This is a genomic window from Bowmanella yangjiangensis, assembly GCF_017255015.1.
GTDB lineage: Bacteria > Pseudomonadota > Gammaproteobacteria > Enterobacterales > Alteromonadaceae > Bowmanella > Bowmanella yangjiangensis.
Window position 1 is genome coordinate 196,114 of sequence record NZ_JAFKCS010000006.1, and the last position, 15,191, is coordinate 211,304.

At 50.0% G+C, this 15,191-nt stretch carries 12 protein-coding genes; 8 read left to right on the plus strand and 4 right to left on the minus strand.

What is annotated here, in order from left to right; genetic code table 11:
• Positions 1-10 precede the first annotated feature (10 nt).
• On the plus strand, positions 11-1,258 hold the full coding sequence (locus tag J0A65_RS08845; protein WP_206593802.1) for a GGDEF domain-containing protein: 1,248 nt from the start codon (positions 11-13) through the stop codon (positions 1,256-1,258).
• A gap of 1 nt (position 1,259) precedes the next feature.
• On the opposite strand, the gene J0A65_RS08850 is transcribed toward J0A65_RS08845, so the two are convergent.
• Together J0A65_RS08850 and J0A65_RS08855 are read right to left on the minus strand one after the other, a co-directional pair.
• Positions 1,260-2,108: an alpha/beta hydrolase gene (locus J0A65_RS08850; protein ID WP_206593803.1), complete on the minus strand. Its 849-nt coding sequence runs from the start codon at positions 2,106-2,108 to the stop codon at positions 1,260-1,262.
• Positions 2,109-2,133: 25 nt separating this feature from the next.
• Positions 2,134-2,475, minus strand: a complete 342-nt coding sequence (locus tag J0A65_RS08855; RefSeq protein ID WP_206593804.1) for a 5-carboxymethyl-2-hydroxymuconate Delta-isomerase — start codon at positions 2,473-2,475, stop codon at positions 2,134-2,136.
• 111 nt (positions 2,476-2,586) lie between these two features.
• On the opposite strand from J0A65_RS08855, the gene J0A65_RS08860 reads away from it, so the two are divergent.
• The 3 genes from J0A65_RS08860 (at position 2,587) to J0A65_RS08870 (ending at position 6,873) form a co-directional block, all read left to right on the plus strand.
• On the plus strand, positions 2,587-3,189 hold the full coding sequence (locus J0A65_RS08860; protein WP_206593805.1) for a Crp/Fnr family transcriptional regulator: 603 nt from the start codon (positions 2,587-2,589) through the stop codon (positions 3,187-3,189).
• A 500-nt stretch (positions 3,190-3,689) separates the two neighbouring features.
• A complete protein-coding gene (locus J0A65_RS08865) occupies positions 3,690-5,507 on the plus strand; it encodes a DUF1800 domain-containing protein (protein WP_206593806.1) in 1,818 nt (605 codons plus the stop codon).
• A gap of 4 nt (positions 5,508-5,511) precedes the next feature.
• Positions 5,512-6,873, plus strand: coding sequence for a DUF1501 domain-containing protein (locus J0A65_RS08870; protein WP_206593807.1), 1,362 nt, complete (start codon positions 5,512-5,514; stop codon positions 6,871-6,873).
• 43 nt (positions 6,874-6,916) lie between these two features.
• Here the strand turns inward: J0A65_RS08870 and J0A65_RS08875 are convergent, their stop codons facing one another.
• Both J0A65_RS08875 and J0A65_RS08880 read right to left on the minus strand, forming a co-directional pair.
• Positions 6,917-7,543 (minus strand): LysE family translocator, encoded by a 627-nt coding sequence (locus tag J0A65_RS08875; protein WP_206593808.1) that lies wholly within the window; start codon positions 7,541-7,543, stop codon positions 6,917-6,919.
• Between the two features lie 202 nt (positions 7,544-7,745).
• Entirely contained in the window at positions 7,746-8,783 is a 1,038-nt protein-coding gene (locus tag J0A65_RS08880) for an OmpA family protein (protein ID WP_206593809.1), read from the minus strand.
• A 319-nt stretch (positions 8,784-9,102) separates the two neighbouring features.
• Here J0A65_RS08880 and J0A65_RS08885 point away from each other — a divergent pair, with 319 nt between their 5' ends.
• From J0A65_RS08885 to J0A65_RS08900, 4 genes are all read left to right on the plus strand, one after another.
• On the plus strand, positions 9,103-10,128 hold the full coding sequence (locus J0A65_RS08885; protein ID WP_206593810.1) for a site-2 protease family protein: 1,026 nt from the start codon (positions 9,103-9,105) through the stop codon (positions 10,126-10,128).
• Between the two features lie 69 nt (positions 10,129-10,197).
• Positions 10,198-11,421: a DEAD/DEAH box helicase gene (locus J0A65_RS08890; RefSeq protein WP_206593811.1), complete on the plus strand. Its 1,224-nt coding sequence runs from the start codon at positions 10,198-10,200 to the stop codon at positions 11,419-11,421.
• Between the two features lie 132 nt (positions 11,422-11,553).
• Entirely contained in the window at positions 11,554-13,107 is a 1,554-nt protein-coding gene (locus tag J0A65_RS08895; protein WP_206593812.1) for a glycoside hydrolase family 32 protein, read from the plus strand.
• Positions 13,108-13,293: 186 nt separating this feature from the next.
• The gene (locus J0A65_RS08900) at positions 13,294-15,147 is read left to right on the plus strand and encodes a choice-of-anchor I family protein (RefSeq protein WP_232849825.1); all 1,854 of its coding nucleotides are present in this window, start codon (positions 13,294-13,296) and stop codon (positions 15,145-15,147) included.
• Positions 15,148-15,191 lie beyond the last annotated feature (44 nt).

The window sequence follows — 15,191 nt, forward strand, 5'->3', positions numbered from 1 at the left end:
GGAGAGCCTGGTGCAAAAGCTGCAGCTATTGGCCAAACGCGCCATCCCTGCCCTGATATTGCTGTACATCAGCACCCTGCTGGCGCAAAGCGCCCATCCCTTGCTGATTAAATGGTCCAGCCAACTCAGTTATCTGCCGCTGATCGCGTTGGCGATTGCCGGCCTTATCGCATTGCAGTTTTCACGCAGTCGTATGGCGCTATTCAGCCTGATGCTGATGCTGCCTTACGCCGCCCAGTTATGGCCCGAGATCAGCTGGCTGCAATTACAGGCCCCGCCCCTATCTTTACTGCTTATGGCCTGTATGGTGTGGCTTATCTGGGATAAAGACCGCGGATTTGCCCTACCCAACGCGCTATTGAGTATTGCCCAGATAAGTCTGGCTGCGGCTGTTATTTATTTTGTATTCCAGCAACTTAGTGCTCAACCACTGGATTGGCTGGCAAATCTAATTGCCTGGCTTCCGCAGCTCCATCTGTCGGCCTTCAGTCCCTTGGAAACAGGGCTATATGCAGGCTTACTGATGATAGCCCTTGTCCGGGTTGCACTGAGCCCAAGCAACAACCATTGTGCGCTGTTTGTCAGTCTGTTGCTGCTGCCCATGTTGCAATATCCCGGTAAACAACAACTTTTAATCGGGCAGTTAGCCATACTCACAATAGCCATCGTGTTCTTAATCGGCGTGATTATGGACAGCCACAATATGGCTTTTCGTGATGAGTTAACCGGTATCCCTTCACGTCGCGCCTTAATGCAATATGTGCAAACCCTGGGCAAAAAATACGTTGTGGTGATGGCGGATATTGACCACTTTAAGTCATTTAACGATACCTACGGCCATGATGTGGGCGATCAGGTACTGCGCCTTGTTGCCAGCCGTATGACCAAAGTTACCGGCGGAGGCAAAGCATTTCGTTACGGTGGTGAGGAATTTACTATTATCTTCCCACGCAAAGAGCCAGGTGAGATTAAGGCCCATCTTGAAGCCCTGCGCGAAGACATTGCCAATTACCAGATGGTGATCCGAAGCCCGGACCGTCCGGCAAAGAAAACCAAACAAACCGCTCAGTCTCGCAGCAAGGCCAAGCCTAAACCCACGACTTCATCTGGCAAACAAAGCGTGCAAGTGACTTGTAGTTTCGGCGCAGCGCAGCGCAGTCAAACCAGTAGCGAGTTTATGGCCGTAATGAAACAGGCCGACCTGGCCTTATATGACGCAAAAAAAGCCGGTCGGAACTGTGTCAAAATTCGCGCCTGAATCAGGGCGCGGGGTTTTTAGGGCTGTCAAAAACAGCAAAATAGCGGGACAAAAACTCGGCCTGCAAGCCTATACTCGCTGCCCAGTATGGCCAGTTATGACCTCCGGGCTGTTCAATGTAAGTGTGAGCAATGCCTTTATCCAATAAAGCCTGATGCAAACGCCGGTTGGCAGCCACAAAGAAATCGTCCACACCGCAATCCACAATCAAGGCCAGGTTATGTTGTTTAAAGCCGTCAATCCGATTGATGATGGCTTTTTGCATCCAGACATCCTGATGCACCAATGGATCACCTAACACCTCATTGAGCCCCCACTTGCCTTCAAAGCCACGAGGATCAACACCACCACTGGTGCTGCCAGCGGCAATAAACTGCGTGGGATAAGCCAGCGCAATATTCAACGCACCGAATCCGCCCATACTCAACCCTGTAATAGCCCGGCCACTGCGCTGAGCTAAGGTACGATAATGGCTGTCCAGGTAGGCAGGTATCTCCTCACCAACATAGCGCTGGTAGTTACTGTTGGGTTTAAACGAGCTGTCCACATACCAGCTGTTGATATTGCCGTCCGGCATCACAATCAGCATCTGATGTTTATCGGCCAGGGCTTCAACCTCGGTGCGTTCGGCCCAGTTTCTATAGTCACCACCATGGCCATGCAACAGATATAACACCGGGTAAGATTTAGCAGAATCTTGATAGCTGTCAGGCAGCACCACTGTGGCTTTATGGGCTTTAGCCATACTCTGACTGGGGATCTCTACAACCTCAACCACATATGCCTGCGCCGCTGAAAACCACAGGCCTGCCAAAAGTAACGCGGAACGTTTGAATAAGACTTTCTTCATATGACAACTCCTTGTTGCAGTGAAATTACAGCAATTCCTTAGCATAACTTTCAGTATGTATATCCAGCACTTCAACCGATAACGATAGCTGGCTTAGATTCAATGCCATGACCCTTGCCAAGACCGCACTGCTTAAGCGGCTTTTCTGCTCATCAGTCCGGCCGGATAAAATTCGCAGGCTGATATGAATAAAATCCGCAACTTGATCCCCAACTAAATAGTAATCACAGGCAATAGCGCGGCTTTTAATGGCGGAGGGGGTAAACAAATCGGAGTCTACGGCCCCCTGATAAACAGCCTGTAGCAAGCTTTCCGGCATAATACGGGCTTCTAAAGCCTTGGAATATTCAACAATACAATGCGGCACGTGGAGATCTCAGGTCGAAAAACGGAGCCACAACATAAATCCAATGACAGCGTTTGGCAACTGACATAAGCTGTACGGCCGCGGATCAAAAATCAAACAATTAGGATCGCTATGCCGCAGCTGGAAAAACTTCGCCACGCTCTGGGTCGTCACTTACAAATGGACGATTCTGCCTGGCATGCCGCCAGTGAACTGTTCAAAATCAAACCCTGGCAGGCCGGTGAACATATTTTCCGCGCCGGTGAAACACCCAGACGCCTGTATTTTATTCTCGAAGGCTTTGGTCGTTACTACTACCTGACCCCACAAGGCAAAGAGTGCAATAAGTCGCTAACCCGTCCTGGCAGTCTGTTTGCCTGTATGCACAGTTTGATCGCTAATCAACCCAGTCCATTCTCCACTCAGGCGCTAACTGACAACTTCACCGCCTGTATCAGTTACCGTGACATGACAAAACTGGCGGACAATTACAGCGCTTGGAATCATTTAACCCGCATGTTGTTGGAAGGGCTGGCAATAAAAAAAGAGCGCCGTGAAGCCAGCTTTCTAATGCAGGACGCGCAGCAGCGCTATCAGGGATTCTTGCGTGAATACGGCAACGACGCCCAGCATTTCCCCCTCTATCAAGTCGCCCGGTACTTAGGTATTACCGATGTCGCACTGTCTCGCATTCGCGCCCGTATGGGCTTAACCGAGGTTAAGGAAAGCGCTTGATGATCTAAGCTTACTGCTTTCTTTTTATCCGCCAGCAAACCCACCGCTGGCTGTAATAAGAAATCGGGGCGCTCTACCCCGAATACAATAAATCACGATGTCCCCTCAGGTACCAACCCCTTACCAGAAACTGATATCCACTGAAGCAGGACGATCAACGTCTTGAGACCCCTTGTGCCGCAAGTCTGGCTGAAAGTTGAGAATCATACGAAACTTTGCTACCTGCCGCGACAAATGCATGGCACTAGGCTAACGAATAGCTGCGCTTCAATATCCTTAACAGCAAGTATTGCCCGGTTTTTCCCTTGATGGCAAAACAACAAAGCAGTTAACGAAGAAAATTCCGTCCTATGAAGCGCAAAAAACTGATTGCAATACACACAAATTATGGTAATTATTATCACACAAAATCAATAATTTTTGTTATTTATTAACATTTCGTTTTTATGTTTATCAGATACAGAAAACAACTAATCACAGCTATTAGTGCTGCCGTTTTTATGGCAGCTTGCGGCGGAAGCGGCAACGAAACTGACATCAAGGAAAACGACCATGTCGTCACGCCCCCGACGCCCCCAATCAGCGAAACATTGGTACTGAAACCAGATACCCAGCCAGACCCGGCTTTACCTTCTCGACAAGCAGCGGATTGGCAAAGGGCCGTCGAGGCAGCACATTTTCTAGGTAGGGCTAGTTTTGGTGTCACGGCCAAGGATATTCAATTTATCCTCGATAAGGGCAAAGAAGCCTGGCTGGAACAACAACTGTCAACCCCCCTAACCTCTCAGGTTGAGCAGTTGGATAAGCGGGTTGAAGCTTATGGTTACCTTGCCGTACCACCTAGTATGTATTACGACTCGGCCAGCAACGGTGAGTGGGCCCGTATGGTCGCCAAACAGGATGTGTGGTGGGAAACTGTGGTGTGGGGTTCGGATCAACTGCGCCAGCGCGTCGTGCTGGCCCTGAGTCAAATTCTAGTGGTGTCGCATCAAGGGGCCGGCATGTACGCCCGTGAACGCGGCTTTGCCAACTATACCGACATTCTTGCCGACCAAGCCTTTGGCAGCTACGAACAGTTGTTGCTGGAGGTAAGTCTAAATCCGATTATGGGTATTTACCTCAGCGCCATTAACAATCCTAAAGCCGATCCACAACGTGGCATTTATCCTGATGAAAACTACGCGCGGGAGATTCTGCAGTTGTTCAGTATAGGTTTAGAGGAATTAAATCTGGATGGTTCAGTCAAGCGGGATTCGAAGGGTAACAGTATTGCCACCTATGATCAGAACACTATCAATGAGTTTGCGCGGATATTTACCGGGTGGAGCTTTTCCACCAATACTGAGTTTGCTGAAGGTGGAGAGTTTGCTTATTGGCGCACACCTATCAGCAATGTCGAGCCCATGAAGGCATTCGCCGAGTATCACGATTCAGGGCCAAAAACCTTGCTGAATGGTGAAATTATTCCCTCCGGACAAACGCCCATCCAAGATATACGCTCAGCCATCGGCAATATTATGGCACACCCAAATGTCGCGCCGTTTATTAGTAAGAAACTAATCCAGCATTTGATTACCAGTAATCCCAGCCCGGCTTATGTTGAACGGGTAGCCAATGTATTTAACGACAATGGTTCTGGTGTCAAAGGCGATATGAAGGCCGTAATTAAGGCCATCTATTTGGATGAAGAACTACTGTTAAACCCAGGCCAGTCCCATGAATACTTTGGCAAACGTAAAGAATCTCCCTTGGTAATAGCCGGGATCTGGCGAAGTTTTAAAGCGCGCGGCACGCCGGTCACAGGTCCCAACAACGTAGCAGTAGAAACCATACAGTACTTGCTTAACGAACCCACAGAAGAAACGTTTTTATATGCACCCACGGTATTCAATTTTTATCAGACCGACTACGCTCCGCCAGGCGTGTTGGCACAGAGAAAGTTGTACGCGCCGGAATTTCAGGTCTTTGGAGGTGCAGCAGCAATCAACCAGGCGAATTTGTTAACTAATCTGATTTACCGCCGCCACTACGCTGACGAGCAGCGCTACCGAGGCACGGGGCAAGATTGGGGAGGAAATATATTTTGGAACAATATGCCGGTTAAAGCCTTGCTGAACCTGGACGTTGAGCTGACTTTGGCCGACAACCCCATCGCACTGGTTGACCGGGTCAATTTGTTACTGACACAGGGACAGATCAGCGAACCACACAGTAGATTGATTGCTGAGCATATCAGCTTGCTACATGATCCCTTAGAACGTGTTTATGAAAGCATTTTCCTGATAGCCATTTCGCCTGAATATGCGATCCAAAGGTAAGGCCATGAAAACCAATAACCCGCGTCGAGAATTCATTAAATCTGTGGCCAAAGGCTTGGCTGGTACAGCGATAGGCAGTAGCTTATTGCCCTTGCTTGCGAATGCGCAAAGTACAAATGGTTATAAAGCACTGGTATGCATAAATCTGCAGGGGGGCAACGATGCATTTAACTGCTTCGTACCAATGAGTAAGTCAGCTTATAACAGCTATGCGGCAATTCGTCAGGAGTTGGCAGTACCACACGAGCATTTGTTAACGCTTAACAGCAAAGGCCAACAAGCCTATGGCGTCAACAATCTGCTCGGTGAAACACAGTCACTGTTTAATCGGGGAAAGCTTGCCATAGTGTCTAATGTGGGAAATTTACATGAACCCATCAACAAACAAGCGTTTTTTGAGAAGACTGCATTACCGCCAGCGCATTTGTTTTCCCACCATGACCAAACTTTGTATGCTCACACCCTAAACCAAGGTGAACTAAGCAGTGGCTGGGCTGGCAGAGTAGCGGAACTTATGGCGCACAACAATATTAACCAGCACCTGGCCATGAACATAAGTTTATCCGGTGACAACTATTTACAGCGCGGTGTTGACACCTTGCCTTACACAGTCCGCAGCAGCGGCGTTAACATGATAGAACAGTTGTCAGAAACTGATCCGGCGTCCTTCTCGGCTTCACGCGCCAAGCTTTATCGGCAGTTCCTCAGCAGTGAGCGAGTGCACCTTTTACATCGCTATTACTCACAGTTGCAAATGGATGCCTGGGGGACTGCGCAATACGTGGCTGATATCCTCGATAGTCAGATCTTGCCAGCACTGCCCCTGTTTGCCACGACTCACACCAGCAGTTTTGTACAAAGCCTGGCCATGATTGTGCGGTTAATTTCTGCGCGGGATGCCTTTGAGGTTAAGCGGCAAGTCTTTTATGTCAATCTTGGTGGTTTTGATACCCATCGCGACCAATTGGCCCAGCATGCACCATTAATGATGCAACTAGACCAAGGTCTTGGGCTCTTTTATCAGGCCCTCGAAGCGTTGGGCCTTGAAAACAATGTAACGGCGTTCACCATGTCAGAGTTTGGGCGTACGCTGACCCGTAATGGTGATGGCACCGATCATGGCTGGGGTAGCCATCATATGGTGTTGGGTGGCGCGGTAGATGGCCAGCAAATTTATGGTCAGTTACCAACCCTGGAAATTGACAGTGACGATGATCTCGGCCGCGGCAGGATTATTCCCACCACCAGTTTTGAGCAATACAGTGCCACACTGTGCCGCTGGTTTGGTATTGCCAATCAGGATTTGCATCAATTGCTACCCAATCTGCGCAATTTTAACCTTTCAGATCTTGGTTTTTTGAACTAACTGCGTCCTTGGGCAACGAAAACAACGACCCAGAGCGCTAAGATTAACGCTGCTTCATGGCGGCCACTGCCAGACCGGAGCCGATAAAGGTGATACCTGCGCCAATATTTAAACCGTTCACTACTTTGGGACGGGCCTGCAGCCAATGGCTAAGCCGGGCTGCAAAGATCCCCATTAAGGCAAATCCAACGGCGGTTAACAGGGCAAACCAAGCGCCATAAACCAGCATCTGTGCAGTAACAGAACCGAGTTCAGGGTTTACAAACTGGGGTACAAAGGCCAGTACAAACATACCGGGTTTAGGATTCAGCGCGGCGGATAAAAAGCCAGTACTGAAGATGGTGGTCAGGGACTGCTTTTTTACCGGCTCCAAGCTAAACAGGCTGCGTGAGCGAAGTACCTTAATCCCCAGCCAAATCAGATAAGCGGCCCCGACAATCTTCACCGCGTAGAACGCCAGAGCCGAGGTTTTAATCAGCAGAGTCAAACCAAAGGTAGCGGCCAGCACATGAAAAAGGATCCCAGTACCGGAAGATAAACCAGAAAAAACCGCCGCCAACTTGCCCTGACTTAAACCGCGGCCAATGGCGAGCAGATTATCCGGGCCAGGAGACAGTACCAGCAAAACACAAGCCAGACTGTAGGTCAGCCAAACATCGATGGGGAACATCATACCTTCCTTGTTAGTGAATAAATTGGGTGGACCTTTTGAATAGGGATTTGGTTCCCGCTTTATGCTCAACCATCCACCTTTGCATATTAGGCAAGGTAACTGTACCGGGCAAAATTAGCCCGAAGTGGCTTAGTTCAATGCGATAAGAGATTATCTGAGGGGCATAAAAAAGGCGCCTTCGGCGCCTTTCTATTGTCTCTTAGCGGTTCAGTTTAACCTTTTTGGTAGTACTGATTTGCGCATGAATTCTGCGGTTCGCTTTATGCGCCGCTTCATTATCGGCGTTGTCCAGTGGGCGGCTTTCACCATAACCAACTGTTTGAATGCGCTCAGCCGTGATACCGTATTGTTCCACCAGCAGACGTTTCACCGCATCAGCACGACGCTCAGAAAGTGTCTGGTTATAGGCGTCGGTACCGACCAATGAGGTATGGCCTTCAATAGTCACGCGGGTATCTGGATACTGCTGCATAAAATCGGCAAAGTTCTTTACCTGCTGAGACTGCGGATTGGCAATCTTGTAGCTGTCGTGAGCAAACAACATGTCCAAGGCACTGGACACGGTCTTTTCATCAAACAAAGTACACCCAAAGGCATCCACTCTGTCTGTGCTTGGCGTATTGGCACAGCGATCCTGACTGTCGTTTACACCATCACCATCGCTATCCACCTCAGCCACGGTCTGAGCAGCAGAATTCGCGCCAGCGCTGCCGCCACTGCTATTGCCGCCAAAGGTGTAAGCCAGGCCCAGTTTCACGCCAAAATCAGTGAAATCCTGACCGAAGTCATAATAAGCTGCCGCTTCAGTAACCAGTTTCCAGTCCTGGCTCAGATCCCAGTGACGACCCAGACCAAAGTTCACCAGACGGTAGTTCTCACCCAGATTCTGGTGCTTAAAACCAGCAAACAGGTAGGTTTGCTTTTTATCAAAATAATGCAAAGCATCAATACCAAAACGATCGCCATCACGATCGTTCAGGCCAGACTCGGAATCAAAATTCAAACGAGACCATTCCAAGCGGGCGCCCCACTCAGGAGTAAAACGAAAACCTAATTCCGCACCAACCCCGGACGCATCCTCAAAATTATCCATAGCGTTGGGTTTGTCGTTATCAACTTTATAGTACTCACCAAAGCCTGCAACCCAGGCACCGTATTGCGGCGCTTCCTGAGCAAGCAAGCTGGAAACAGGTAACAGACTAAGCAATGCAGCCTTAACAATGGTGTTCAATTTCATGATGATCCCTTTACAGTGCGCGTAATAAGCAGAAATACCAATTAACCAAGCCGGTATCAGCCTCTGTTGTAATAATTTTCGTGCAAAAAACCGACAAACCGAAAAATTCGGCGCGAGATTGTATCAAAGCTGACCACTAGAAGGGAAATAATTACAAATCAATAAGTTGTACATAACGTCTACAGCGTCAGAAAGAGGGTCTCAAAAAGCGCAAAAGACGATATTTTGAGCTATTCGTGCAACCCCTTAGCAAACACAACGCCTTTCCCATTCAAATGAACTTGGCTACCATAGCGCCCCTTCAGTTCGGAAACATAAGATGCAACTACTTCACGCCACTTTGTATGATCAGCCTCTGAGTCTGGAAATTCGCGATAACCAGCAGTATCTGAGCTATTCAGGTAAGGTAGTTAGCACATCGTCTCATGAAGAACTGACCGAGCATCATTTTGTCGCGGCCAATGGCGTAAGGGTAGCACTGCAACTGACCATGCTTGCGGGTACCCCAAAGATGCGTTACCAGCTGAGCCTGGATGGTGAGGAGGTGCAAAGTGAGGAGTTTTTGCTACCTTCGGAACCGACCAGCAAAGGAACCATTGGCCTACTGGCGCTGGGGTTTAAGCTGTTTAAAAGTGCCAAGGTGGTGAAAGCTGCTCTGGCTGCTGCCTCTGTGGCTGGCTATAGCTGGCTGTTTAGTATCGAGTTTGCCCTGGTGTTAGTTGCCTGCCTGGTTGTACATGAATATGGCCATGTGCGGGCTATGCAATATTTCGGTATCAAAACCAAAGGCATTTACCTTATCCCCTTTGTTGGCGGGCTGGCGCTGTCTGATGACAAACTTACCACCCGCTGGCAGGACGTGGTGATTTCCATCATGGGACCGGTATTTGGATTGCTGATGTCGCTTGGCTGTTTGCTGCTCTATGCCCTGACCGGCCAGGAGCTTTTTGCCGGGGCGGCAGTCATAGGCTCATTGTTAAATCTGTTTAACCTGCTGCCTATCCTGCCTTTGGATGGCGGCCATGTGATCAAAAGCATCAGCTTTTCCATGCGCTCCTGGCTGGGCTTGAGTGTGTGTATCGCAGGTATGGCGCTGGGACTGGGTATTGCATGGATATTCGGGCTGGCACTGCTGGTTTTCTTCATCTTCTTTGGCGCGATTGAAATCTTGCTCGAATGGCGCACCCGCCACCAATCTGTGTTAGTTCCTTTGGACAGCTATGGCCGGATATTTTCCGCGCTCTGGTACATACTGACACTGGCCGGCCATGTTGCGGTGATTTACGCCTTTGCCGATGCAGAGCATCCTATTTTGCAGTTGCCCATGCAAATCCTGGCGAACTGATCGCAAAGGCCACTTCAGCCATCCCATTTTGAACTTAGTGCATGACATACAGCAAGGCATTGAACATCTATGACATTTGAAGCGTTAGGCCTGACACCGGCCCTGCTGCACAGATTGGCAGAACTCGGCTATCAAACCCCCACCGAGATTCAAAAGCTCGCCATTCCCGTGGTACTTTCTGGAAAAGATTTACTCGCCTCCGCGCAAACGGGCACGGGTAAAACCGCAGGTTATGCGCTGCCGGTTATTCAACGCTTACTATCAGGCCCCAGTGTACGGGCTAATCAGACCCGAGCACTGGTTCTGGTGCCGACCAGAGAACTGGCCATCCAGGTCAGCGACAATATGAAATCCTACGCCGGACAAAACCGTTTAAAAGTGCTGGCGGTATACGGCGGGGTGAAAATTAACCCGCAGATGCAGGCGCTGCGCTCAGGCTGCGACATTTTGGTGGCGACACCCGGGCGTTTGCTGGACTTACACCAATGCAATGCTATCGGTTTTAAACAGCTGCAGATTCTGGTGCTGGATGAAGCTGACCGTATGCTGGACCTGGGATTTTTACCTGAGGTAAAAAGGGTGTTGCACCTGCTCCCGGGTAAGCGCCAAAGCCTAATGTTGTCGGCAACCTTTTCAGAAGATATCCGCCAGCTGGCCGCCACCTTATTACAGGCCCCAGAGGAAGTATCGGTTCACCCGTCCAACAGCGCAGCAACAGAAGTTGAACAGTGGCTGATTCCCGTTGATAAGGCGCGAAAAAATGCGCTGCTGATTACCCAAATCCAGCAACATAACTGGCAGCAGGTCTTGGTGTTTTGCCGCACCAAGCAAGGGGCGGATCGCCTGACCAAAAACCTGACGGCGCAGCAAATCTCTGCCGCCGCTATTCACGGCGACAAAAGCCAGGGTGCCCGAATCCGTGCGCTCAACGATTTCCATCAGGGTAAAGTAAGGGTGTTGGCAGCGACCGATTTGGCCGCACGCGGACTGGATATCAAACAATTACCCGTCGTGGTCAATCTCGATCTGCCACATATCACCCAGGATTACGTGCATCGCATTGGCCGGACAGGTCGCGCCGGTGTCGCCGGTCAGGCGATCTCTTTGGTATGTGCTGAAGAGTTTGCTGAGCTAAGTGCCATCGAACGGCTAATAGGCCAGCTAATCCCGCGTCAGCCCGTGGTGGGTTTTGAACCCAAACAGCCCTTACCTGAGTCCAAGCTGGACTTACGCCCCCTGAAACCGAAAAAGCCCAAGAAGCCAAAGAAACCTAAGATCCCAAAACCAGAGTAGACGCGCAGATCACAGGCCACCTTCGCTTCATTTGGGCGATGAATTCGTATTCATTGCCCAAAATCTAGACAACCGGCTTTCCGTACTCAATATTGGCAGTAGGTCTGTTTAGTAAATGCGTAAAGGCAACAAGTGAAACCAAAGCTGCGGTGGGGCGTCATTATATTGATGGTATGGCTGGTTAGTCTGACTGGCCATACACAAGAGCTTACGGCTGGTGATTATCAGGAGCCCTATCGTCCTCAGTGGCACTTTTCCCCGCCATCCGGCTGGATGAATGATCCCAATGGCCTGGTCTATCACCAGGGTGAATATCACCTGTTTTACCAGTATTATCCCGATGCCACCCGCTGGGGCCCAATGCATTGGGGTCATGCCGTCAGTCGAGATTTAGTACATTGGCAACATCTGCCAATCGCACTGGCACCTGATGATAAGGGCTATATATTTTCCGGCAGTATTGTGGCTGACCGCCTCAATACCAGCGGTCTGGGCAAAGATGGGGTTATCCCTTTGGTCGCCCTTTTTACCTACCATGACCCAAAAGCGGCAGCTCAAAACACTCGTAACCATGAGTCACAAGGGCTGGCATTTAGCCTGGACAATGGCCGTAGCTGGCAAAAGTATGCCAACAACCCAGTGATACCTAACCCTGGCGAAACCCAGGATTTCCGTGATCCTAAGGTATTCTGGCATGCACCCAGTCAGCATTGGATCATGGCATTATCGGTGACAGATCATGTGCAGTTCTGGCGCTCAAAAAATCTGATTGATTGGCAGTATCAAAGTAGTTTTGGCAAGGGACTGGGCGCCCAAGGCGGTGTATGGGAGTGCCCAGATCTGCTGCCCTTTACCCTGCCCGGCTCTGATCAGACCCACTGGGCACTGCTGCTGAACCTAAACCCCGGCGGCCCACAAGGGGGTTCGGGGATCCAATATTTTATCGGTGATTTTGATGGTAAGACCTTTTCTCTGGATCCGGACTTTGCCAACACCTTGCAGTCCCAGGAGGCCGTATGGCTTGACCATGGTGCGGATAACTATGCCGGCGTAACCTGGTCAGGGGTAGAAGACGGGCGCACCCTATTTATTGGCTGGATGAGCAACTGGTTGTATGGACAACAGCTCCCAACGCATCCCTGGCGAAGCAGTATGACTATGCCAAGAACGCTGGATATGGTCAGTACCGCACAAGGACTAAGGCTTAAATCTCGTCCAGTCGCAGAACTGGAATCCCTGCGACAGCCCTTATCCCTGACTGAACATCGTGAGGCCAACCGCCTGACCATGCAAAGTCAAACCGACATCATGCAATCGGAATGGTGGTTTGAATTCAGGCTGCCTGAGCAGGAAAGCATCCTTGAACTTATCTTCAGCAATGAATTGGGCGAAAAGCTAGTGCTGGGGGTAGATAAAGGACAGTTTTACATCGACCGCTCGCAAGCTGGACGCGCGGATTTTTCTGAGGTGTTTGCCACCAAGCATAGGGCACCGCTGATAATCTCAGACAACGCGTTGTCAATCCGACTGTTTTTGGATCACAGCGCCGTGGAAGTCTTTGTCAATGATGGACAACTTAGTATGACAGAGCGGTTTTTCCCCTCGCGCCCTTACACATCCTTAAGTATTTCTGGTCGTGCTGAACTTAAGCAAAAGCAAAGCTACAAGTTGGCGAGTATTTGGTAATGAGGTTGAACTAGGACAATCACCTTAGCCTACTGAAACTTAACGGGCTGTCTCATCAGTCTCTCTCGGTTATCTTGTCACCACCTAAACGCCAACACGTCATATTTCGGCAATATAACTGTCATCCTATGGTCATTTCACCACGGTTAGATTTTGTTCTCTAAAAACAACAGCATGAGAACACGAATGACACTAAAACACGCGCTACTCACCTTAACCTTAATGTCGATACTGACGGGCTGTTCGCTGGATGGCGACGATGGCAGCCAAGGGCCTGCCGGCACACCGGGTCAGGACGGTGCCCCAGGTCAGGATGGTAATGCAGGTAAGGATCTGCCCAGAGACCTGAACATTGACGTGGTTGGGCGTTTCAACACCGGCATCTACGGCAAGTCTGCGGCTGAAATCGTGCAGTTTCACGTTGCCTCTAAATCGGCGTTTGCCATTAATGCCGACGACAACCACATTGAAGTTATTTCACTGGCCAGCCTGCCCACTGCCGCTGTAGGCAGCCCGGTAAATGACAGCAGTCTGTCGTCCACCGCCTTTACCTTCCCGGATACCGTGTCAGTAAAAAATTCGGCAGGCACAACAGTAAATCTTCTTCTGGGTGAGGCTAATTCCATTGCCATTTATGATGACATTCTGGCCATTGCCGTGGCCGGTAAAGAGAAAACCGCCACAGGTGCTGTCTTATTCTACACCCTGGATGGCACAGGTCAGGGCAGTTTCATAAAAGCCGTCGCGGCCGGTGCATTGCCGGATATGCTCACCTTTACGCCGGATGGCAGCAAGCTTCTGGTTGCCAATGAGGGAGAGCCCGATACGGATTACAACCTTGATCCCGAGGGTTCTATCAGTGTCATCAGCATGACTGGCGGCACGCCCGCCGATCTGGCAGATGAGATCAACCTCAGCACAGATATGACCTTCAGTTCGGATCTTCTCAGCGCTGAAGATTACGACACGGATGCTAAACGTCGCAGTTTACTTAGCGCCAGCGGAGTTAAGTTTGCAGGTCCACTCGGCACCACAGTGGCACAAAACCTTGAGCCAGAGTACATTGCCGTTGCCGCGGATAGTAAAACCGCTTATGTATCACTGCAGGAAGCAAATGCCATTGGTATCTTGGACCTAACTAAGATGAGCATTGAAGTCAAAGCACTGGGCCTTAAAGACTGGGGTTTATACGGCATTGACTTTACCAATGAAGATGAAGTGGCATCGTTCAGAACCCTCCCCAATGTATACGGTATGTACCAGCCGGACAGCATCGCCACCTATCGCTGGAATGGCGCGACCTTTATCCTATCCGCTAATGAAGGGGACTCCAGAGACTGGGATGCTTATTCAGAAGATATCCGGGTGAAGGATATTGTCGACCCGGACGAATTCAACCTGACATTCTCCACCGCATTACAGGCGCTATATGATGAAACCGGCGGTAAAGACGGTCTGGGACGTCTGAAGGTGACTTCCGCCAGGCTCGATCCCAATAACGACGGAGTCGTGGAAAAACTCTACGCTTATGGCGCCCGCTCTTTCTCAATCTGGGATCAAAACATTAACCTGGTATTTGATTCTGGTGACGATTTTGGTCGAATCAGTGCCGCCGTGTTAGGTAACAACTTCAACAGCGCCCATACTGAGAATAAGGGTGACAACCGCTCAGACGATAAAGGCGGTGAACCTGAGGCCATTGATGTGGGTGAAATTGAAGGCCGCACTTATGCCTTTATTGGCCAGGAGCGTTCCGGCGACTTGTTTGTTTATGATGTTACCAACCCATTTCAGGCTGCCTTTGTTGCCCATTACAATAATCGTAATTTCGATGTCGATTTTGAACTGGATGACGACTTGGATAATCCCTGCGATGAAGGCGAAGGCATGGATTGTAGCGAAGTCCCCAATGCTGGCGATCTAGGACCGGAAAGTATCAAGTTTATCAGTGCAGAGCACAGCCCCAACGGCAATCCACTGCTGCTGATAGGTAACGAAGTCAGTGGTTCTGTAACGGTTTATCAAGTCACTGAAAAATAACCGCCCAAAGGCCAACAGCTTGCTGGTCTGTTGGCCTTACCGTA

Excerpts from the sequence above, each read along its gene's own strand:
- J0A65_RS08850 (WP_206593803.1), bottom strand. The coding sequence starts at position 2,108 with ATGAAGAAAGTCTTATTCAAACGTTCCGCGTTACTTTTGGCAGGCCTG.
- J0A65_RS08860 (WP_206593805.1), top strand. The coding sequence starts at position 2,587 with ATGCCGCAGCTGGAAAAACTTCGCCACGCTCTGGGTCGTCACTTACAA.
- J0A65_RS08865 (WP_206593806.1), top strand. The coding sequence starts at position 3,690 with ATGGCAGCTTGCGGCGGAAGCGGCAACGAAACTGACATCAAGGAAAAC.
- J0A65_RS08870 (WP_206593807.1), top strand. The coding sequence starts at position 5,512 with ATGAAAACCAATAACCCGCGTCGAGAATTCATTAAATCTGTGGCCAAA.
- J0A65_RS08875 (WP_206593808.1), bottom strand. The coding sequence starts at position 7,543 with ATGTTCCCCATCGATGTTTGGCTGACCTACAGTCTGGCTTGTGTTTTG.
- J0A65_RS08880 (WP_206593809.1), bottom strand. The coding sequence starts at position 8,783 with ATGAAATTGAACACCATTGTTAAGGCTGCATTGCTTAGTCTGTTACCT.
- J0A65_RS08885 (WP_206593810.1), top strand. The coding sequence starts at position 9,103 with ATGCAACTACTTCACGCCACTTTGTATGATCAGCCTCTGAGTCTGGAA.
- J0A65_RS08890 (WP_206593811.1), top strand. The coding sequence starts at position 10,198 with ATGACATTTGAAGCGTTAGGCCTGACACCGGCCCTGCTGCACAGATTG.
- J0A65_RS08900 (WP_232849825.1), top strand. The coding sequence starts at position 13,294 with ATGACACTAAAACACGCGCTACTCACCTTAACCTTAATGTCGATACTG.